Annotated in this window: 19 protein-coding genes and 2 pseudogenes; 12 read left to right on the top strand and 9 right to left on the bottom strand. The window is 59.1% G+C overall.

Annotation, left to right across the window (positions count from 1 at the left end; genetic code table 11):
* The first annotated feature begins 704 nt into the window (after positions 1–704).
* Together V1289_RS24880 and V1289_RS24885 are read left to right on the top strand one after the other, a co-directional pair.
* Positions 705–3,881 carry an efflux RND transporter permease subunit gene (locus V1289_RS24880; RefSeq protein WP_334399660.1) on the top strand — a complete coding sequence of 1,059 codons (3,177 nt, stop codon included), beginning with the start codon at positions 705–707 and terminating at the stop codon, positions 3,879–3,881.
* Between the two features lie 2 nt (positions 3,882–3,883).
* Complete coding sequence (locus V1289_RS24885) at positions 3,884–5,152, top strand: efflux RND transporter periplasmic adaptor subunit (protein WP_334399662.1); 1,269 nt, start codon at positions 3,884–3,886, stop codon at positions 5,150–5,152.
* A 67-nt stretch (positions 5,153–5,219) separates the two neighbouring features.
* On the opposite strand, the gene V1289_RS24890 is transcribed toward V1289_RS24885, so the two are convergent.
* Positions 5,220–5,948, bottom strand: coding sequence for a hypothetical protein (locus V1289_RS24890; RefSeq protein WP_334399664.1), 729 nt, complete (start codon positions 5,946–5,948; stop codon positions 5,220–5,222).
* Here V1289_RS24890 and V1289_RS24895 point away from each other — a divergent pair.
* The 3 genes and pseudogenes from V1289_RS24895 to V1289_RS49820 form a co-directional block, all read left to right on the top strand.
* Positions 5,947–6,213, top strand: coding sequence for a hypothetical protein (locus V1289_RS24895; RefSeq protein WP_334399666.1), 267 nt, complete (start codon positions 5,947–5,949; stop codon positions 6,211–6,213). The genes V1289_RS24890 and V1289_RS24895 overlap by 2 nt on opposite strands.
* Positions 6,214–6,559: 346 nt before the next feature.
* Positions 6,560–7,237 carry a response regulator transcription factor gene (locus V1289_RS24900; protein WP_309181488.1) on the top strand — a complete coding sequence of 226 codons (678 nt, stop codon included), beginning with the start codon at positions 6,560–6,562 and terminating at the stop codon, positions 7,235–7,237.
* 67 nt (positions 7,238–7,304) lie between these two features.
* Positions 7,305–8,648, top strand: a pseudogene (locus V1289_RS49820) (sensor histidine kinase); the annotation flags it as partial.
* A 90-nt stretch (positions 8,649–8,738) separates the two neighbouring features.
* Here the strand turns inward: V1289_RS49820 and V1289_RS24920 are convergent.
* Positions 8,739–9,002: a DUF3551 domain-containing protein gene (locus V1289_RS24920; RefSeq protein WP_334399674.1), complete on the bottom strand. Its 264-nt coding sequence runs from the start codon at positions 9,000–9,002 to the stop codon at positions 8,739–8,741.
* A 277-nt stretch (positions 9,003–9,279) separates the two neighbouring features.
* Between V1289_RS24920 and V1289_RS24925 the strand changes: the two genes are divergently transcribed.
* Positions 9,280–9,516, top strand: coding sequence for a hypothetical protein (locus V1289_RS24925; protein ID WP_334399676.1), 237 nt, complete (start codon positions 9,280–9,282; stop codon positions 9,514–9,516).
* A gap of 649 nt (positions 9,517–10,165) precedes the next feature.
* On the opposite strand, the gene V1289_RS24930 is transcribed toward V1289_RS24925, so the two are convergent.
* The 3 genes from V1289_RS24930 to V1289_RS24940 all read right to left on the bottom strand — a co-directional run bounded on the left by V1289_RS24930 (position 10,166) and on the right by V1289_RS24940 (position 13,141).
* Positions 10,166–11,230 (bottom strand): IS630 family transposase, encoded by a 1,065-nt coding sequence (locus tag V1289_RS24930; RefSeq protein WP_334399677.1) that lies wholly within the window; start codon positions 11,228–11,230, stop codon positions 10,166–10,168.
* 246 nt (positions 11,231–11,476) lie between these two features.
* Positions 11,477–12,373, bottom strand: coding sequence for a dienelactone hydrolase family protein (locus V1289_RS24935; RefSeq protein WP_334399679.1), 897 nt, complete (start codon positions 12,371–12,373; stop codon positions 11,477–11,479).
* 135 nt (positions 12,374–12,508) lie between these two features.
* Positions 12,509–13,141, bottom strand: coding sequence for a DUF4339 domain-containing protein (locus V1289_RS24940; RefSeq protein ID WP_334399681.1), 633 nt, complete (start codon positions 13,139–13,141; stop codon positions 12,509–12,511).
* A 99-nt stretch (positions 13,142–13,240) separates the two neighbouring features.
* Between V1289_RS24940 and V1289_RS24945 the strand changes: the two genes are divergently transcribed.
* Positions 13,241–13,471, top strand: a complete 231-nt coding sequence (locus V1289_RS24945; protein ID WP_334399683.1) for a helix-turn-helix domain-containing protein — start codon at positions 13,241–13,243, stop codon at positions 13,469–13,471.
* 27 nt (positions 13,472–13,498) lie between these two features.
* On the opposite strand, the gene V1289_RS24950 is transcribed toward V1289_RS24945, so the two are convergent.
* From V1289_RS24950 to V1289_RS24965, 4 genes are all read right to left on the bottom strand, one after another.
* On the bottom strand, positions 13,499–13,834 hold the full coding sequence (locus V1289_RS24950; RefSeq protein ID WP_334399685.1) for a DUF3768 domain-containing protein: 336 nt from the start codon (positions 13,832–13,834) through the stop codon (positions 13,499–13,501).
* A 120-nt stretch (positions 13,835–13,954) separates the two neighbouring features.
* Positions 13,955–14,527, bottom strand: coding sequence for a hypothetical protein (locus tag V1289_RS24955; protein ID WP_334399687.1), 573 nt, complete (start codon positions 14,525–14,527; stop codon positions 13,955–13,957).
* A gap of 221 nt (positions 14,528–14,748) precedes the next feature.
* Positions 14,749–15,702, bottom strand: coding sequence for a hypothetical protein (locus V1289_RS24960; protein ID WP_334399689.1), 954 nt, complete (start codon positions 15,700–15,702; stop codon positions 14,749–14,751).
* A gap of 131 nt (positions 15,703–15,833) precedes the next feature.
* Positions 15,834–16,316 (bottom strand): tyrosine-type recombinase/integrase, encoded by a 483-nt coding sequence (locus V1289_RS24965; protein ID WP_334407659.1) that lies wholly within the window; start codon positions 16,314–16,316, stop codon positions 15,834–15,836.
* 278 nt (positions 16,317–16,594) lie between these two features.
* Here V1289_RS24965 and V1289_RS24970 point away from each other — a divergent pair, with 278 nt between their 5' ends.
* The 5 genes and pseudogenes from V1289_RS24970 (at position 16,595) to V1289_RS24990 (ending at position 18,889) form a co-directional block, all read left to right on the top strand.
* Entirely contained in the window at positions 16,595–17,029 is a 435-nt protein-coding gene (locus V1289_RS24970) for a hypothetical protein (protein WP_334399691.1), read from the top strand.
* A 111-nt stretch (positions 17,030–17,140) separates the two neighbouring features.
* Complete coding sequence (locus V1289_RS24975) at positions 17,141–17,581, top strand: hypothetical protein (RefSeq protein WP_334399693.1); 441 nt, start codon at positions 17,141–17,143, stop codon at positions 17,579–17,581.
* Positions 17,582–17,642: 61 nt separating this feature from the next.
* The gene (locus V1289_RS24980; protein WP_334399694.1) at positions 17,643–17,885 is read left to right on the top strand and encodes a hypothetical protein; all 243 of its coding nucleotides are present in this window, start codon (positions 17,643–17,645) and stop codon (positions 17,883–17,885) included.
* Positions 17,886–18,445: 560 nt separating this feature from the next.
* Positions 18,446–18,718, top strand: a pseudogene (locus V1289_RS24985) (recombinase family protein); the annotation flags it as partial.
* Between the two features lie 60 nt (positions 18,719–18,778).
* Positions 18,779–18,889, top strand: coding sequence for a helix-turn-helix domain-containing protein (locus tag V1289_RS24990; RefSeq protein WP_334407661.1), 111 nt, complete (start codon positions 18,779–18,781; stop codon positions 18,887–18,889).
* The last annotated feature ends 7 nt before the right edge of the window (positions 18,890–18,896 follow it).

The raw sequence follows: 18,896 nt of genomic DNA on the forward strand, positions 1-18,896 counted from the left end.
CGGTCCAAGACGCGGACGGATCAATTAGCCGACACGGGTTCGCAGGGGGGACTGCTATCCCAGGGCTGTGTGGCAAATGCGCCGACGGCCGGAGCGGGGACGCAGACGCGCCCGTCGGACGTAGTGACCGCATTGGCCTGGTGCCGCGAGGTTACGTGGCCCTCGCGAGCCATCGCGGGAGTTGCAAGCGTGGCGGCGGCGATCAGTGCAGCCGACAGAAGTTTGAGCGGGGTCATTCGATTTCTCCGTTGGATATGAAAGCCAACAGCGTTTGGCTCCTCTATGGAGATGGAGTAACGACCAGCCGATCAAAGTCACAATTCCTCACCTCGTTTCAACGCCGCGTGAGATCGGTGCGTCGTGCGATGGCAGAAACCTGCTTGGAATTCTAAATTGGTTTTTAATTGAGAACGTGTCGGTGTCCGACCATTGTCGGAGCGGCATCTGGCCCCTGTTCTGTTGCCGGAAGTTTTCGGTGGGGCGACCCTCCAAAGAAAATACCTGGGAAACTCTCAAGGCGTGGTCGTGGAAAAGTTCGCGCACGCAACGGCTGACTATGTCCGGTGGTAAAGATGGTTCTGTTCTCACGCTCCTTTGTCCGCAAACGCATCCGTCCCGATTGACGGCGATGGCGGAATGAAAATGTCTCATAGCCGACTCCCGTCGTAGGGCCTCTTTTGCGGGCTGCGCTGCAAGGATAAATCATGGGCATTGTTCGTTTTGCGCTGAGGTTTCCGCATACTTTCTATGTGCTGGCAGCCCTGATCCTGTTTCTCGGTGTCGCCGCCATCCGATCGATGCCCACCGATATTTTTCCGGAAATCCGCATTCCGGTGGTGACTGTCATATGGCAGTACACCGGCCTCACCACGCCGGAAATGGAACAGCGCGTCAGCACCTACAGCCAATATTCCATCAGCGCCAACGTCAACGGCATCAAGAACATGGAAGCGCAGACCCTCAATGGTCTGTCGATCCAGAAGATCTACTTCCAGCCGGACGTCAATCTCGACCTCGCTATCGCGCAAATCGTGTCTGCGACCAATGCCATCCGCGCCCTGATGCCGCCGGGCATCCAGCCGCCAATTGTCGTGCAGTTCAATGCGTCCAGCGTTCCGGTTCTGCAGCTCAGTCTCAATTCGGACAGCCTGAACGAGCAGCAACTCTACGATTTCGGCATCTATCGCGTTCGTCAGCAATTGGCCCCGGTTCCCGGCGTCACCCTGCCGACGCCGGCGGGCGGCAAATATCGCCAGATCATGGTCGATATCGACCCGGACAAGCTGCTTTCCCGGGGACTGACGCCGCTCGACATCGTCAATGCGGTCAATACGCAAAACCTCACGCTGCCGTCGGGAACGGCCAAGATCGGCGACACCCAGTATACGGTGCGAACCAACGCCACGCCCGCGTCGATTAACGACCTCAACATGATACCGGTCAAGTTCGCCAACGGCGCCACCATTTTATTGAAGGACGTGGCGCAGGTCCGCGACGGATCGCTGGTGCAGCAGAACATCGTGCGCGAGGATGGCCGTCGCTCGGTTCTGCTTAGCGTGATCAAGAACGGCAATGCGTCGACGCTGGCGGTCGTCAACGGCGTGAAGAATGCGATGCAGGCGATCCGCGCCTCCGCACCGGCCGGACTCAAGGTCAACGAGCTGTTCGACCAGTCGATCTTCGTTACAAACTCGGTCACCGGCGTGCTGCGTGAGGGCGCCATTGCGGCAGGCCTCACGGCGCTGATGATCCTTGTCTTCCTTGGTTCGTGGCGATCGACGCTGGTCGTGATGATCTCAATTCCGCTGGCGATCCTGTCGTCGCTCGTGGTGCTGTACTTTCTCGGCGAAACGTTGAACACCATGACCCTCGGCGGTCTTGCGCTGGCGGTCGGCATATTGGTCGACGATTCGACCGTGACCATCGAGAATACCCACCGGCTGTGGACCGAAGAGGGCATGCCGCTCTCCGAGGCGACGCTGCATGGCGCCGCCGAAATCGCGGTGCCGACGCTGGTTTCGACGCTTGCCATCAGCTGCGTGTTCACCTCGGTGGTGTTCCTCGACGGACCAGCCAAGTACCTGTTCACGCCGCTGGGACTTGCCGTCGTATTTGCGATGCTGGCTTCTTACGGATTGTCGCGGACGCTAACGCCGATCACGATCGGCCTGCTGCTCAAGGGCGAACGTCATCACGCAGACGATGGAGCCCCGAGGGGCTTCTTCTCGCGGATGACCGCCGCATTCGAGCGCGGGTTCGAGCACCTGCGTAATGGATACGCGAAATTGCTGGCAACGCTGCTTCGGCGGAGGGCTATCGTTCCGGTCGTCGTCGTCCTGATGCTCAGTCTCGGCACGGTGATGCTGTTATTCGTTGGCCGGGACTTTTTCCCGCTCATCGACGGCGGCCAGATCCAGCTCCACGTTCGTGCTCCCGCCGGCACCCGTATCGAAAGCACCGAAGCGATTTTTCAGGCGGTTGAGGACAAGATTCGCGAGGTCATTCCGGAAAAGGATCGCTCCCTGATCGTCGACAATATTGGACTGCCGGCGCGAGCCTTCAATCTGGCGTTCGCCGACGGCTCAACGATCGGGATCAACGACGGCGTCATCCAGGTAGCGCTCAAGGAGGGCCACAAACCAACCGCCGATTACGTCAAGAAATTGCGTCAGGTGCTGCCCGCCGCATTCCCGGAGGACGTATTCTATTTCCAGGCGGCCGATATCGTAACGCAGATTCTGAACTTCGGACTGCCGGCGCAGATAGACGTCCGGACGGTGGGCTACGACAAGAACAACCTTTCGGTTGCAAGGGAGCTCCGTCAACGCCTCGCTGCAATTCCGGGTATCGTCGACGCGCATCTGCAGCAGGAAGTCGACGCGCCGGCGTTCTACGCCCAGATCGACCGGACGCGGGCTGCGCAGCTTGGCCTCAATGCCAGCACCGTGGCGACCAACATCAATGTCAGCCTGAGCTCGTCGGAGCAGGTTTCGCCCAACTTCTGGACCGATCCGACCTCGGGGATTCCGTATTATCTGGCTGTGCAGACGCCGGAGTACAAAGTCAACTCGCTCAATGCTCTCGCGAACACGCCGGTTTCCACTTCGTTGGCGGTGAGTGGGCAAACGGTCCCTGGCATGCTGAGCAATGTCGCGACGTTCAAGCGGGACAAGGTCGCCACAAATTCCAACCAGACCAACATTCAGCCGGTTTTCGACGTCTATGCCAGCGTGCAGGGCCGCGATCTCGGCAGTGTTGCAGCCGACATCAACAAGGTGACGACCCAGCTTCAGAAGGAACTGAAGCCCGGCAATTCAATTCAGGTGATCGGCCAGATCCAGAGCATGAACGACTCGTTCCGGAATCTGGGCATCGGGCTGCTGTTCGCCGCGGTCTTCGTCTATTTGCTGATGGTTGTGAACTATCAGACCTTTGGCGATCCATTCGTGGTGATCCTGGCTCTGCCGGCGACACTCTGCGGCATCGTCACGATGCTGTTCATCACCGGTACCACGCTGAACGTGCCGTCGCTGATGGGAGCGATCATGGCGGTCGGCGTCGCTTCCGCGAACTCGATTCTGCTCGTGACCTTCGCACGCGAGCAGCAGCTGAAAGGGCACTCCGCCTTTGAGGCCGCTCTGAGTGCCGGCCACACCCGAATCCGCCCCGTGCTGATGACCGCCGCCGCGATGATCGTCGGCATGATCCCGATGGCGATCGGTGGCGCCGGCGAGGAACAGAACGCTGCGCTCGCGCGCGCCGTCATCGGCGGCCTCTTGTTCGCGACACCGACCACGTTGCTGATCGTGCCTTACCTGTTCGCCATGCTGCGCAAGGGCAACGACGGAAAGCCTCACCATGGCGTATTCGAGGAAGCTTAGGAATGACCGAGACTCGTATGCGGCCGAAAACTGAAGTGCCGAAGGACCGGCCTGATCCGGAAACCGATCGTGTTGTTACGTTGCCGAACGCTGCGCCCAAGCGGCGAGGTTACGGAGGCGCGCTATTCGGGGCAAGCGCGCTGCTGCTGCTCGCAGGCGGCCTTGCGATAGGAGGTTGGCGCCACTACCAGGCCGAGTTCGACGTCGCGGCTACCACGCAACAGAGCCGTACCCTGGTTCCCGACGTTCGCGTGGGTACGATTCGCGCCAGCGATAGTAAAATTACCGTCACCTTGCCGGCGACGACGACCGCATTCGAAGCGGCGAATATTTTTGCGCGCACCAACGGCTACATCGAAAAGCGCTACGTCGACATCGGCGATCGGGTCAAGGCCGGAGCCCTGTTGGCAGAGATTACCGCCCCTGAGCTCGACCACCAGATTACGCAGGCCCAGGCGACGCTGGCCCAGAACCAGGCCACGTTGCAGCAAACACAGGCAAGTCGTGAGCTCGCCGAAGTCACCAACGGGCGCGATAGCAAGCTCGTCAAGCAGGGATGGCTCACGCTTCAGCAAGGCGACAACGATCGCCTGACCCTGCAGGCGCAACAGGCAGCGGTCGGCGTAGCTCAGTCGAATATTGCCGCCCAGGAGGCGCAGATTCGAATCCTCGAGCAGGAGAAGGCCTACCAGCGCGTCGTGGCGCCATTCGACGGCGTGATCACACAGCGCAACATCGACAATGGCAGCCTGGTGACGTCCGGATCGACCTTCATGTTCACGCTGATGCACCCTGATGTGATCCGTACCCAGGTGTTCGTCCCCCAGGATGAGGCCTTTGGGCTTGGGCCCGGCGTCGATGCAGTGGTTCGTGTCCCGGAGATTCCGGACCGGAGTTTTCCCGGCAAGGTCACGCGGATCGCGAGCGCGTTGCAGCCCGGGAGCCGGACGCTGCTGACCGAGATTGACGTCCCCAATCCGGACGGTGCGCTCAGCCCCGGGATCTATTGCACGGTCGAGCTGCTTATTCCGCGCAAGACACCATCGATGACGATACCGGCCGATGCGGTCGTATTCGATCAGAACGGCCTGCATGTCGCGGTCGTCAAGGACGGCACCGCCCATCTGCAAAAGATCACGATCGCACGCGACTTCGGCACGGAGGTCGAAGTGCACGACGGCGTCAAGCCGGGCGATCAGGTCATCCTCAATCCGATGGTGAACCTCGCGGAAGGCAGCAAGGTCGCGGCGCGCAAGGCGCAGACAAGCTAGATCGGCGCAGCGGAGGACGGACGATGCACCGCTTGCTGTTGACAATGGCGACGCTGCTGTTGGGCGCTCACGCGAGCCTGGCGCAAGTCTCCACCATGGGCACCACTGCCATGGGCCTTTCATCGACGCCGGGAACGATCGTGACCTCCCCGCTCTTTGGCCCGAGTCCGTTCTCCGCGGCCACACAGCCAGGCGCACCCGACACGACGCTGGCGCCGGTACCGCTGGCTTCTGATCCCACGGTTCCGGGGACGGTCGTGACCTGTTCCACACCGACAGGGCAAATCACGCCTGGAACTCCCGCGGTGCCAGTTACTTCCCTGTCGTCAATGGCCGGCACAATCGGAACGACGCCATCGATAGCCGCGGCGCCGACGATGTCGGCAGCACCAGCTGCGTCTTCCGCATCTATAATTGGAAGCACGGCCACCGCATCATTCATCGGAAGCACGACCACACCATTTCTGCCGCTGTCCGCACAACCGGCTACGTCATTCATCACGGATTTTCCTGGCACGACCATACCGGCGCCGCAGCCGCCTGCAGTGCCACCTCTGCCGGCACCTTCCATTACGCCGATGCCCGTACCGACATCATCGACGGCGCTGAGCACAATCTCCACATCCATGCCGGGCACAATAGCCACGATGACGGCACCGACCATGACGATGTCACCGACTGCGACGATGCCTGCGGCATTGGGAACCATTGCCACGCCAACCGTCATCACGACGACCGGGACCGTCTCGCCGACGAGCCCGATTGGCAGTCCCTCGACTACCGTATGCAGCTCCATGCCGGGAGGTCCGCCGACCAATGGCACGGCTCTGCCGCTCTCGACGCCGGCAATTCCGGCGAACCCGCCGCCCGGCACGATTCAGCAGGACATCGCGCAGCTTGGCGGCACCAGCATCGATCCGATAGTGGCGGTTATGCCAACGCCGAACACGTCGGCATGCGCCGAGAGCAGGACGATGAACCTGGCGACGCCCGGCACGACGGCACCGGCCAACGCCACGGGCGCCGCGGCGACGCCGGGCGTATCGCCGCCGGGCTGCTGACTGGTCCAATCCTTGAACCGGATCCGCGAACAGTCGTCCCCGCTTTGATCGACCTGCCACGGCAATTCTAAAATGCTATTTAATGGTGCGGCTCATTCATGAGGGCTATTTTTTTAGCGAGCGGCCCCACCGCTTGCCCCCTCAGGCGGTGGGCAGATGCCGCCGAGCGGACGGCGACGCCACGCCTTTTGCCCCCGAAAGGCGGGCGGCGCTGTCCGGCTCCCTTCGGGAGAAGCCAATGACAGTTGCGGGTCGTTGAATGGCAGCGGTCTCGGGCAAGCGTGCAGTCGTGGAAACAGCAACCTCAAACCCTGCGACGGTCTTCGCCGCAGTCGGGAATCGATTGATGACAAAATTGTTGCTGATCGAGGATGACAGCGAGACGGCTGAGGAAATCACAGCCGAACTGGCCGACCGCGGTTTTGAAATCGAGTGGTCGGCCAACGGTATAGAAGGCCTTGACAAGGCACGATCTTCTAGGCCGGACGCCATGATCGTCGATCGGCTGCTGCCCGGAATGGACGGCCTTACGGTCATCGAAGCGCTCCGGAAGGACCAGGTGCGCACGCCGGTACTGGTGCTGAGTGCGCTCGGCGCGGTGGATGACCGCGTGCGCGGATTGCGGATGGGCGGCGACGACTATCTCACCAAACCGTTCGCGATCGTCGAGCTCGTCGCCAGAGTGGAGGCGTTGCTGCGCAGACCGGCGGAATCGCGCGACACGACGTTGCGGGTAGGACCGCTGGAACTGGATCTGATCGAGCGCACCGCCAAACGCGGCGACCGGGTGATCGATCTTTTGCCGCGTGAGTTTCGCTTGCTCGAATATATGATGCAACGCAGCGACCAGCTGCTGACGCGAGCCATGCTTTTGGAGGAGGTCTGGAACTACAAATTCGTTCCGGCAACGAACCTGGTGGACGTGCATATGGGGCGGCTGCGTCACAAGGTGGACGGACCGGAAGAAGTGCCGATGATCCACAATGTTCGCGGTGCCGGCTTTATCCTTCGCACCGGACCATAGGCTCCGATGGCCGGGGGGCAACGCGCCGCCGCGGGCATCAAATAGAATGTGCACGCGGCGAGATCAGATGCTTCAGGCGCAAATCATACGTTCAATTACCTTCCGTCGAGCGCTGGCGGTGACCGGCGCATTCGCGGTTTTCGTCATCGCGCTGTTCGGCTTCATCTATTGGCAGACCGATCAATACCTGATCGCGCGATCTGACCGAATGATCGCGAGGCAACTCAACGTTATCGCGGCGTTGCCCGGTGAACGGCGCCTGGATGCGATCGACGAGCATCTAAGGCAGGATTCCCGTGGCGTGCAATATGCCGGGTTGTTCGCCGCGGATGGCCGCAGGATAACGGGCAATCTGGAACAGTTCCCACCAGGGCTCCAGATGAATGATTCGGTCCAGAGCCTCTCGGTCGTCCGAACGCTGCCGGCCGGTCGAGAGACGCGCGCGATCCGCGCGGTCGCCCGCCGAATGCCGAATGGCGATGCGCTGGCGATCGGACGAGAGGTCGACGAAACCAGGGAAATTTCCCATGTTGTCGGTCAGGCGCTTGCGCTGGGTCTGTTGCCGGCGTTTTGCCTGTGCCTGCTGGCTGGTGCGTGGTTGAGCATGCGGGCTCAGGAGCGCGTCGAAGATGTAAATCAGCATGTTCAGCGTATCATCGCCGGCGATCTGCGTGAGCGGCTTCCGCACCGTGACGTCGACGATCCGTTTTCGAGGCTCGCGGCCATCGTCAATGGCATGCTTGATGAAATGGAAACGATGATCCACGCGCTCGCCGGGGTAGGCAACGACATCGCCCATGATTTACGCACGCCACTGACGCGGGCGCGGCTCGCTCTCGAGCGCGGCCGCACCAACGCAACGACGATGGAACAGCTCCAGGCGGTTGCGGACAAGGCGGTCGCGAACATCGATCAGTCGCTGACGATCATCACAGCGCTGTTGCGCCTGGCCGCAATCGAGAACAGCCGGCGGTCGGCGGCCTTCGGTATTGTCCCGTTGCACGAAATGCTGCGCGAGGTCTGCGATATCTACGAACCGATCGCCGAAAACAAGAATATCAGCTTGCGGGTCGATGTGGGACACCGGCTTTACGTGGGCGGCGACCGGGATCTCTTGCTCGAAGCGGTCGCCAATCTCGTCGACAATGCCATCAAGTTTACGCCCGAAGGCGGCAAGGTGGATATCGAACTGTTGCGTGGCGATGGCGAAACCATCGTGCGCGTGACCGATACTGGCCCCGGCATCAGTGAGCAGGAGCGCGAGGCGGTGCTGCGGCGTTTCTATCGATCCGACAAGATCCGAAGTACGCCGGGCGTGGGCCTTGGCCTGAATCTGGTGGCCGCGATCGTGAAGTTGCACGGCTTTCGTCTTGTGATCCACTCCGGCCAGGGCGGTCGGTTGGAGATCATTTGTCCCGACAGGCATGAGTGAACAGCGCGACCTCGGCGCGCCCGAGGGGCGGACGAACTGAGGGTGAGGGCTTCTTCTTGCTGTTAGCTGCTACTGGCCGACACCTCGGCCTTGCCATCGCCAATGCTCATCATCGCGAACTGCGGGTGCATAGCATTCGGCGGCGAGGCCCGAAGCGGTCGCCTCACACTGCGCGTAGCTCGTGAAGCTGCAATCCGTGCCTCCTTCAGCATATTCGAGACAGTCATGTCCCGGGGGAACGATGGGGCCCGCCTTCGCAGTTTCCGTCGCGCCGAAAGCCACAATTGAAAGAGCAATTACTGCAGCGATCGCGGTCATCGATATCATCTTCATATCGAGTCTTCATTGTCCTGGATGCCCACTCTCAACATCGAGATTGGCGAGCGCGAAAGCGATTATAAAGAAAGTAATCTTGGCTAACTCACCAGGACCAACGGCAAGGCGTCAGCGCCTTGCATCTGATTTCGTGATCGGCGACTCCCAACGGAGTGCTGCTGCGAGCGTCTTGGCCGCTTCTATCGCGCATAAAGAAGAATTTAATGGGACGATCGAGATTGTCTCTTATCTACAGGTCAAGGGGGCACGACGATCTACACGAAAGGACACAAACATGAAACTCACCGCAATCGCATTAGCCGCCGCGTTCGCCCTCTCGGGGACGGCCGCCTTTGCAAACACGGTTCATCATAAAGCGGCCGCGAGGGCTGATCGCGGTGCCGTCGGTATGGTTCATCTGCATCCGAACTACGGCAACCCGAATGGTAATCCGGACGGTCCGACGACGTTGAGCGGCACCGGAGACTCTTCGTACGGCGGTTCATCGGCCGGTACCAGCGGCTATAACTAAGAAACAGCCCCGCACTTGCGTGGGCTGACGGTCTAGGCTAGCTGGTCAGCGAGGGTGCGGGCCGACCGCTTTGCCGCCTTGCGCCGCTTCCAATCCATGTATACGCAATAAACTGCCTCCAAAACGTTGTATATTTCGAATCGGCCCTTCCTCTGGCTCAGTCTAGCCGCAGCTTCCCATAACAGCGGCCAGATCAGGCGACAAACGCGGCGTGCGTCGAGGCGCGGCTTGGATTGCAGGCATCGCGATTTCTCCGATTTTTTCTCAGGCGATAATCGCGAAATTAGTGTGTCGCCTCAGGCGAACATTCGCGCCAAAAACGGAGGTTTTCGAGTTTAGAATTGGTTGCGCTTTCTGGCCTGATTTCACGAAGGGCCGTTGTGACGGGGCCACTCCGAAACGGAAAAGGTCGGCAAAATGACGGGCATCGTGCATCGCGTGTGCGGGAATAGCGATGCTCAGTGGAGGGTGCGTGGTATCGTTTCCGCGGCGCGTTGTTCCCGAGCCGCAGTCCCGACCGAGTCCAATATGGCCTGGTAAAGCTCGCGACTGATGCTTGGGATAACGAGGTTCACGACCTTGCCATTGCCGCAAACAGTTCCGACCGGCAGTCGCATGCCAAGCGCGGAGACGGCCCTAGTACCCGGAATCAGAGCTGAGTGATACGGCGGCCTTTGAAACGGCGTTGACGGACCTTTTTCTTGGTCCAGACGAAGGGCTCGGCTTTGTCGTTGTACGCGTTGACATAGGCATCGATGTGTTCCTGAAGCTGCTTGAGGCTTGTGAAGGAGGTGCCGCTAAGCGACTGCCCCTGCAGGATCGAAAACCATACCTCGACCTGATTGAGCCAGGACGCACTTGTCGGCGTGAAATGAAATTGCACGTTGGGGTGGGCCTTGAGCCAATGTTCGTTTTTCTTGTGGGTGTTGAGGTTGTCGAGAATGACGTGAAGCTTTCGGTCCGGAAAGGCCGCGGTGACGCTGTTCATGAAGTCGAGAAACTCGACGCGGCGACGTCGTTTTGAATGAGCCGCGATGATCTTTCCGGTGGCGACTTCGAGCGCCGCAAACAATGTTGTGGTGCCATGCCGCTTGTAATCGTGGTTCTGGCCGGTCAAGGCGCGGCCATTGGGCAACTTCAGATAACCCTGCGCTCGCTCCAAAGCCTGGATCGAGGGCTTCTCGTCCACGCATAGCACAATGGCCTTCGCGGGCGGGGCGACATAGAGGCCAACAACATCGGCGGCTTTGGCCGTAAAGTTCGGGTCGGTGCTCTCGCACCAGGACTTGCGAGCCGCGAGGTCAATCTTGTGGCTGCGCAGGAACCGCCAGACATATTGGACGTCAACATCGCCCAGCGCCTCGGCCAGCAGAGGGCCGGTCCAGCGCGCAAACCCATCCGGGGGCGGCTTATCCAGCAGCTTCAGAATCCGCTTGTCGGTCGTCTTCGTATAAATCGGCTGCTTGCCAGGCCGCGGCTTGTCTCGCAGCCCTTCAAGGCCATGGTCGGCATAGCGATGCCGCCAAAGGCTGACAATCCGCGGCTGGACCCCAACTTCCTTGGCGATCGACCGGGTGCTGCGCCCGGCCGCCGCCAACAGAACTATCCGCGCCCGCTTCAAATCGCGCTGCAACGTCACCGGTGAGCGACAACACGCCTCAAGCACCTTGCGATCTTTCCTCGAAAGGTGGACTTCTCTTGCTTCGGGTATCATCCATATCTTGAATCACGACTCACGATCCAAGAAAAGTGGGTACTAGGTTGGTTGATCAGGACGCGATAATTCATGTCCATTGCCGCGGAGACGATGCTGTCCTTTAGGATAGCGAACCGAGCGCCACGTGGTGCTCCATCACGGTCTAGACCAAGGACAAAAACTTGATGGAATCCGGTCGGTTCTGATCTCTGGCCCATCAGGTAACCCTCAGCATGGAAGGCCGTCGTCAGTGAGCCGCGGTGATCATCTGGACTCTACGCCTTTGACGAACCTCTTTGACTTCAGGGTGGCAATGATGGTCTGCATCATGTCCTTCTCCGCCACCGGGTTATAGCTCAAGTGCCAGCCCATGAAATCGTGCGGAGGGGCGTTCACTGGGAAACCATGATTGGCACCACGATACTCGACCATCTGCACCGGAACTGATCGCTTCTTCTTCGCCAGCTCTTCACACCATTTTGGATTGTTCGCGTCGTCTTGGTCACCCATAAAGATAATCGCTCCCGTATATAGCGCGGAATGCTGCAACGATGGACTGCAACCTGGGGCCACCGCGAAGGCGCCAGCAAAGTGGTGCTGATGGTCGGCTTCCCGCGTCGTCAATGACACCAACGTCGTCGTGCCGCCGTTGCTGTAACCCATCAGATAGACTTCGTTGGATTTTGCCAGCTTCTTCTCGATCAAGTAATCGAGTGCGGAGTAGGCATCGTCGGCACGGCGGCGACCCCAGTGCAGGTCAGCGGGGCCGCAGCTTTGATCCACATAGCGCGTGGTGAAGCTGTCGAGCACGAGCACGCCGACGCCTTGCGAATTTAGTAGTTCGGCAACGTGAGCGGACCACTCTTTGGCACTCGTGCTGAGGCCCCCGCAGCCGTGCAGCAGAATGATGAACGGCACCGAACCCTGCGCGTCTTTTGGCGAGTAAATGAATGCATTCAGCTCACCATTCTTCTGCACTTCGTCGAACTCTTCGGGCGTGCCGTTCTTAAAGTTCTTTGAGAAGCCGGAGTCGTAGGGGTTGTCCTTCGTCCAGGTCTTGCTCGAGTTGTGAGGGTAGTCGCCCTTCCACTTGATCTTGACCTCTTCGGCGGAAGCTGCGGCGGAGAACAGCAACAACATCAACAGGAATATGGATTTCATGTCTTTTGCCTAGTTGGTTTGGCGCGTCGCCGACGAAGTGTCAGCGAAGCGCACGCCATCGTTTGGGTCGTACTGCAATGGACCCTCGGAGGGAGAGAGCCGGGCTCGGGGTGGAGCCCGGCAGTAGCAATGGGTCTAACTTTCAACGGATGCGTAGATCAAGAAGCCGACTATCATACTGAGGATCCAGGCGACCGCGTAATAGGGGCGCTGCTTCGAGCGTTTCGCTCTTAGGAATAGATAAACCGGCGTGAACAGCACGGCTGTGACGCGGGTTAGCCGAGAACCATATCCCGCCTGTTTCAACCGGCGATCATCGAGCCAGCCGAGAAGAGCGTTGATGACAAGAGGCACCTGGAACGGAAGTCCCCTGCTCGGGTGATATGGAAACCCCAGTAACAGAGAGCGAGCCGCGGCTTCCTGGTTGCTCGCGCTCACTGCTGCCTCGATCACCCCGAAAAGCAGTGGCAAGAGAGCCAGCGTCCAGACGTAACCGTTGCCAATGTGCTGGGACGAAATCGCAGGTGGTTCGGCAGCCACCAAGTCAGCAAGGTCGCTTTCCCGAAGAGGCTTCCATTCGGGCATGCCCTTCCGCCAGACCTGCGTATCCGTTTCGATCTCTTTTCTGTTCAGTAGGTCCCTGATGATCGTAGCTGTCGTCGGCCCCTGCCGAGCGCCGCTCGCGACGTAGTACCACTCGTTTGGTCCAGGATTGTTTGCTTCTCCGAAATTTGGAAGCGGGGGTGGTGCAGAGAGTTCTTCAGTCACTTTGGTTCTCCTCTTTCTGAAATAGGTTTTGGAAGTCGCCCTCGCTTCGACCCAAAATCTCGCCAATAGGGAATATAGTCCCTAGAGACTATATGCCCGATGGTGCTCCATCCCGCAATGCAGGATTGGCGCGTCATTGTTGGCAAGAATGTCCGGCGTATTCGCCAGCAGCGTCGATTGACCCAAGAGAAATTGGCGTTCGAAGCTGACCTGGATTTGACTTACATCGGCGGGATCGAGCGAGGGCGGCGTAACCCCAGCCTTTTGGCGATGGCTCGAATTGCTGAGGCTTTGTCGGTGCCGCTCGTGAAACTCTTGAGCGAGCAGTGAGGATATGTTTGGTCGATTAGGAGGACGCTAGTATTCGTCCGCCTTCATAATCGTGATGACACGCTCGGTGACGGAAGGGTCCGCCGGGTTTGGGGAGTGGAAGTTCAAGGACTTATCGTAATAGTCGATTTTGAACATCACGGCGGTCCCGTCGAAATCGAAGACGCCGAAGTCGTGCTCCTCGTGCGGATCGTTGGCGTGGCAAAAGTCGTCGAAGACTGCGATGGTCTTGACCAAGCGTTCGACGGCCTCGTGGCCTAGTTCGGCAATGCCTGCTGTGATGACGGCTCCGCCGCCGAGAAGGTGCTTCCTGAGCTCGTCGTTAAGCGCGCGTATGTGATCCGTGTCCGTGTGCATGGACATGGTTGTTCTCCAAATAATTTGTGTTGGTTGATGTGCCCGGCTCGCGTCCGCTCAGCATCAGGCATGGTCAGATTGCAAAAGCCCGGGCCGTGGTCCGGGCTTGGGAGCTAGTCGAGCAAGTTACTCTGGACCGGGGTTCACGAGCCCCACTTGGGCTATGTGGCGGACGTAGGTGCCTTTGTCCGGATAATCGCGAAGGCGAAGCGTTAAGACGTCTTTGTTCCGCTCGGTTACCAAGCAAGGCCACCAGCCATATCCGGGGTCATCGTCCTCAACGAGTACCAGTTGGCCGACCTCGATGCTCCCCCAGGTTCGCGGCAGTCCAGCAGCGACGACCCCGCTAGCCGCCTTCGCCTTCTCGGCGGCTTGCGCTGGCGCGGGTTGCTGAACCTGGCTTTCGTCTCCAGGCGCTTCGAGCGCTGCTTTGAGCTTCCCCAGGAGATCGCGCCGGACCGGTGGCACAAATGCCTTGCCGCTGGCGTACAGCCTTCCCACGGGCAGCTTCATTCCGATCTCTGCGACTGCTGGCGAAGCTGGGTGCACGGACGCCAACTTCATTTGGGCCGCGGCGCTGACGACTTTCTCGTTGAATTCCGCAAACCGAGCACCCCTTGGCTTGCCGTCCTCATCAAGGCCGAAGACAAAGAGCTTGTCTGGAGCGTTGGCCGTCTTCTTCTCTGGCTGCTTTCCCATCTTTCTCCTCCTCAAAAGCAGACGGGGCCCAATAGGGCCCCGTGGTCTGCGGTTCTAGCGATGTCGTGGCTTGGCCACGGTGGCAGGCCCGGTGCCCGCCTAGGCAAACTAATCACGGAAGTATCTCCACTATAAATTGCAAAGTCGTTGTTAGACCTTGTAGAGCGAGTATAGACGAAACGCGCTACCGCCTCAAGCGAATCCTTCGCTGCGGTGACACTCTAAGTAACTGTTTTAACGTCAATTTTTGCCGTTTTTAGCGGTATTCGGTCGCATCTTTGGTGCAGGTGGCAATAGCCGATCTGGCAGGCTTGCCGGTCGTCAATTCGGTTGCCGTTGCACAGGTTCAGACAGTCGGCTGAGCAAAACCGCCAGATGGCGTTCTGCACAAATCGCGCAAACTTCTGCGGGAATGCAGGATTCAACGTGCGCGTATCGATACGGTCGGCCACGGTTCTGATGATTTCAGCGCAGCCACCAGGGCCATAGCACGCAGCGCCATAAGCGTGAGCACCGCCGCTGTCCTGTAGAATGCCCGTGCGATGCAGAAAGTTGTGAACCAGCGTGTCCACCGCGATCATCGCCGTACCGGTCTCAAGCCAGAGCGGCCGATGCGCGCCCGCGCCGATCAGCAGCGTGGAAAGCGTCATCATGAGTATCTTGTCGGACACGCCGTAGACGTTCCGAAGAGGACCGATCAAGGCTTCCTGCCGTGCGGCTTCCAGCTCGGCCCTGGTCGCACCCTTCGCGCTGTCCAGTTGGTGGTCGATCCAGCCAACCAGGTCGCCCTCGGCGAGGTCGCGGACGAACAAGAAAAGCGAATGTGCGGTTTGGTTCAGTCGCCCGTTCCGAAGGTGCGGCCGGGGCAGGGGGCAGGCATCGATGTGGTCGGGCTCCGAGCATGTAAAGCTAGTCTTGTCGTATCGGCAGCCCTCGAAATGCCAATAGCTGCGTAGCTTGGGACATGAGGGCGCGTTCCTGTCACTCGCTTCAATCGCAGACCAGGACGCCGTGCCGTGCTTGTTAATGTAGTCCCGCGCAACACGGTCAGAGATCCCCTGAAAGCTAAAAGTCGTGACGAGCCAATCAAAAATCGGGGGCGTATCGGCGAGGGCGACAGCTTGATCTAGACCTGCGTGCCGGGCCTCGTCGTCGATCTCGTCGAGGAATGACATCGATCCGGCGACTGCGCAGACAGTCCGGATCAAGCTTTCAGCTCGGTCCAGTGGATCGGAGTTTTGCTTGGCAACGACCGATGCCGTGCCGGAGAGAGTATTTGCCGAGCGCCGACTCGAAACGTTGGTTGCTAGATGAGGGATACCAGCCTCCGTTGGGCATCGCTATCGCCATCGATGTAGCGCTGCGTTGTCTGGATGGACCGGTGCCCAGCCAGCAGTTGAACATCCCGCAACGAGCCCCCTGCCTTGTGGACCGCACGTGCAGCTCGCGCAATGAAAGTTCTACGTCCTGAGTGCGACGAGCATCCCTCGAACCCGAGCTCGTCATAAGCGCGGCTGAACCAGACAACGATGCTCATCGGTGTCATTGCGCCGCCGCGCTCGGATCGAATGAGTGGCCCATGCCCCTTACATAGTAGGCGCGCCTCGACGAGGGCCTGTCGGAGCTCAGGATGAATTGGAATGCCGCGACCGCCACGCTTCTTAGCGATCTCGTCGCGAACCTCAAGCGTGCTGCCGACCTCGCCACTCGGGTCCAGCAGCATGGCCCATGTCAACTTGGCGATCTCGGCGGCGCGAAGACCTGCCTTGACCGAGAGTAGGACGATCAGACGGTGCGAAGCGGGTGCCGAGAGCGCTCGGCGAAAAACAAGAGATCGTCGATATGATCAGTCGAAAGTGTCTTGGCTTGCTTGCCAGCCATCTCATTCAAAACCAGTTGCAACCAGATTCTAAAGAATCAGAATCTGCGTGCAAGGGGAATTTTGCGCGGTAGTCACCAGGTCAAAGCCGTTTCAGTGTAGCGGCGCGGCAATCTTGTAAAGGAACGATGAAGCAATTCGCTTCATCTCCCCGACCGGGGAGCAATCGACATGAAAAGGGTTCTGCCATGCGGAAGCAACAATCGAAGCGCGGCTCAAGGCGCTGGAAAGTGCGTGACAATTGGAGCATCGACGCGGATTGGTCCGGTACTGCGATGATTTATGCCGCGAGCGGTATTACGTCGTTTGGTCTCAGTGGTGACTACCGGGTCAGTTTCGCGGACGAATCCGAACCAGCAGATATGCGTGCAACCCGGCTGTTTCGTGCCAGCCAAGGCGTGCTAGTTGATGAATTGCCGGACGACAAGCTGGCTGACGAACTGGTCGTCATCTTTGGTGCCAAGATGACCGCGGCCAAGGCGCTCGCTACCTTGATGGCGCTGATAGCTCGGATCGAAGACGAGGGGCTCATGATCGGCCGGGTGGGATCTGGTGACTTCGTGCACGAGGCAGTCGGACAGAAGCTGACCGTGGATGATGCCCGATCGTTTGTCGTCGAGTGAGGCGCCACGAGAGCCAGGCACAGATACCCCACGAAAATAACCAAACTTGTAAATGGTCCGCGTAGCACCAGCTTCGACGCTACGATTGCAAGATTAACACAGGAAGAACGTATGGCTTACGACAAGATCTCTAACTTCAGAAAAGACTACGCGTCTTGTATCACGAGCGGTCCAATGGGCAGAGAACTAACGTTTCTGACCCGGGTCGATGGAGATGATTGGTCTGATTCTCTGGCGGCTGTAATCGACAGGATGAATGACCTGAGACAGTTCGTTTTCGACGAGTACCTATCGGGTGATGATGTGACTACGTGGCAGGAGAAGGCCAGATTGAAAGTCGCCGGGATAAGACACGTTGAGAGGGAGTTGAAATGCGCCTTGCATGAGACCCTATTTATTCTAAGTGATGTGCGAGATCTATTGGGGACCGCCGAACTCGCGGAAGCTGACGTCGCGATCAACAAAGGCGACCGAGATACCAAGGCGAAAATCGAAGGGAAGTCGAACAAGCGGTCGAAAACTAAGGTGAAGCTATCCGACTTGAGGAGTTAACGTCGCGAGCACGTGGCGTGCTCGCGATACTTGCATGATGAGAGGTCTCTGAGCGTCGAGCATGCCGGGCAAATTCCGGCATGCTCGGATTTTCGTTGGCGAAACCGGAATTCTCGTGCCGGCCTCTGTCGAGGCCGCAACTGATAAGGAAATGAGAGTTTGCTTATCAATTCTCGAACTGATGTCTCCGTCTCGCGGCGAAGCGATCTTGGTAAATGATCAACGAAGCAAGATGGCTTCGTTCATCGTGAAGGATGCAATGGAAAAACGCCCAAAACGATGGGCCAGACTTCTGATCCTGTAAAGTATCAAGCCACATAGGGTGGCTCTGAATCAGAAGGTAACATCCAAAATGTCAGCTCGAAAGAAAATCGACATTCAAGAGAACAAGAGCCGTGTCGCTTTGCTGTCCGATTACGGTGAACTCCCTGAGTATAACGTTGACGAATACGCGGATCGTCTGACAGTCGCGCGACGGAAGTTTGATCGTCTATGCCGTTTCTCGCTGGGTGAGCACGAGGCTTCATCATTGGAAAGTGACGATGATCCGATTAGTTGGCGGATGGAGGGAAAGAGGAGAGAGGAGATTTTGGATAGGTGGCAGAAAGAAACGTTCGCGGTACTAACCGAGCTCCTAAACTTGCTTCACGAGGTTCGCCACGACGCAACAGTTCTAGATATCTTCCTGCTCGAACGATCCACTAGCCGTGGCGTAGCCTCGAAAAGAAAAAGGTACGACGCGGACAATTAATCTAAATGAGGGGCGTGCGTGGCCCTGAGTGGCCAGCGCGCCCCACCTCAAGTTTCGGGCCGATATCGTCGTAGTTCCACTGAAGTAATGGCTGCGGTCGGGCCGACCGGCCACAGCTGCCGCGGGTCATCGCTGCGCTTGACCGGGGCGACGTGCTCGCGGTGGTCAGGATCGACCGCCTGGCGCGGTCGTCGCGCGATCTGCTCAATATTGTACATGACATCGAGGCGAGGGGTGCCACGTTCGAGCCGCTGACCGAGCCGTGGGCCAACACCAACGCGCCGCAGGCCGCTGCGATGCTCACCATGCTGTCGGCGTTCGCCCAGCTCGACCGGGCATTCATCCTGGCGAGGACGAAGGAGGGCAGGGAACGGGCTAGGGCTTAGGGCCGGAGGTTCGGCCGCAAGCCCAAGCTCAATGCGCTGCAGATCGCGCATGCGCGGGATCTGCAGCAGGAGGGGCGAGGTCTTCGAGAGATTGCAGAGCTTATCGGCTGCCATGCTTCAACAGTTTCCCGCGCATTGCAAACCCAACATCAAGAGGAGGAAGCCGCATGACCGCAAT

Origin of the sequence: Bradyrhizobium sp. AZCC 2289, assembly GCF_036924615.1 — a bacterium.
In the GTDB taxonomy this organism is placed as follows: Bacteria; Pseudomonadota; Alphaproteobacteria; order Rhizobiales; family Xanthobacteraceae; genus Bradyrhizobium.

Bases quoted from the DNA above. Each gene is read 5' to 3' on its own strand.
- V1289_RS24880 (WP_334399660.1), top strand. From the start codon at position 705: ATGGGCATTGTTCGTTTTGCGCTGAGGTTTCCGCATACTTTCTATGTG.
- V1289_RS24950 (WP_334399685.1), bottom strand. From the start codon at position 13,834: ATGTCCATGCACACGGACACGGATCACATACGCGCGCTTAACGACGAG.
- V1289_RS24980 (WP_334399694.1), top strand. From the start codon at position 17,643: ATGCCGGGCAAATTCCGGCATGCTCGGATTTTCGTTGGCGAAACCGGA.
- V1289_RS24895 (WP_334399666.1), top strand. From the start codon at position 5,947: ATGCCGGGAGGTCCGCCGACCAATGGCACGGCTCTGCCGCTCTCGACG.
- V1289_RS24900 (WP_309181488.1), top strand. From the start codon at position 6,560: ATGACAAAATTGTTGCTGATCGAGGATGACAGCGAGACGGCTGAGGAA.
- V1289_RS24920 (WP_334399674.1), bottom strand. From the start codon at position 9,002: ATGAAGATGATATCGATGACCGCGATCGCTGCAGTAATTGCTCTTTCA.
- V1289_RS24945 (WP_334399683.1), top strand. From the start codon at position 13,241: ATGGTGCTCCATCCCGCAATGCAGGATTGGCGCGTCATTGTTGGCAAG.
- V1289_RS24925 (WP_334399676.1), top strand. From the start codon at position 9,280: ATGAAACTCACCGCAATCGCATTAGCCGCCGCGTTCGCCCTCTCGGGG.
- V1289_RS24975 (WP_334399693.1), top strand. From the start codon at position 17,141: ATGGCTTACGACAAGATCTCTAACTTCAGAAAAGACTACGCGTCTTGT.
- V1289_RS24955 (WP_334399687.1), bottom strand. From the start codon at position 14,527: ATGGGAAAGCAGCCAGAGAAGAAGACGGCCAACGCTCCAGACAAGCTC.
- V1289_RS24960 (WP_334399689.1), bottom strand. From the start codon at position 15,702: ATGTCATTCCTCGACGAGATCGACGACGAGGCCCGGCACGCAGGTCTA.
- V1289_RS24935 (WP_334399679.1), bottom strand. From the start codon at position 12,373: ATGAAATCCATATTCCTGTTGATGTTGTTGCTGTTCTCCGCCGCAGCT.
- V1289_RS24885 (WP_334399662.1), top strand. From the start codon at position 3,884: ATGACCGAGACTCGTATGCGGCCGAAAACTGAAGTGCCGAAGGACCGG.
- V1289_RS24930 (WP_334399677.1), bottom strand. From the start codon at position 11,230: ATGATACCCGAAGCAAGAGAAGTCCACCTTTCGAGGAAAGATCGCAAG.
- V1289_RS24970 (WP_334399691.1), top strand. From the start codon at position 16,595: ATGCGGAAGCAACAATCGAAGCGCGGCTCAAGGCGCTGGAAAGTGCGT.
- V1289_RS24890 (WP_334399664.1), bottom strand. From the start codon at position 5,948: ATGGAGCTGCATACGGTAGTCGAGGGACTGCCAATCGGGCTCGTCGGC.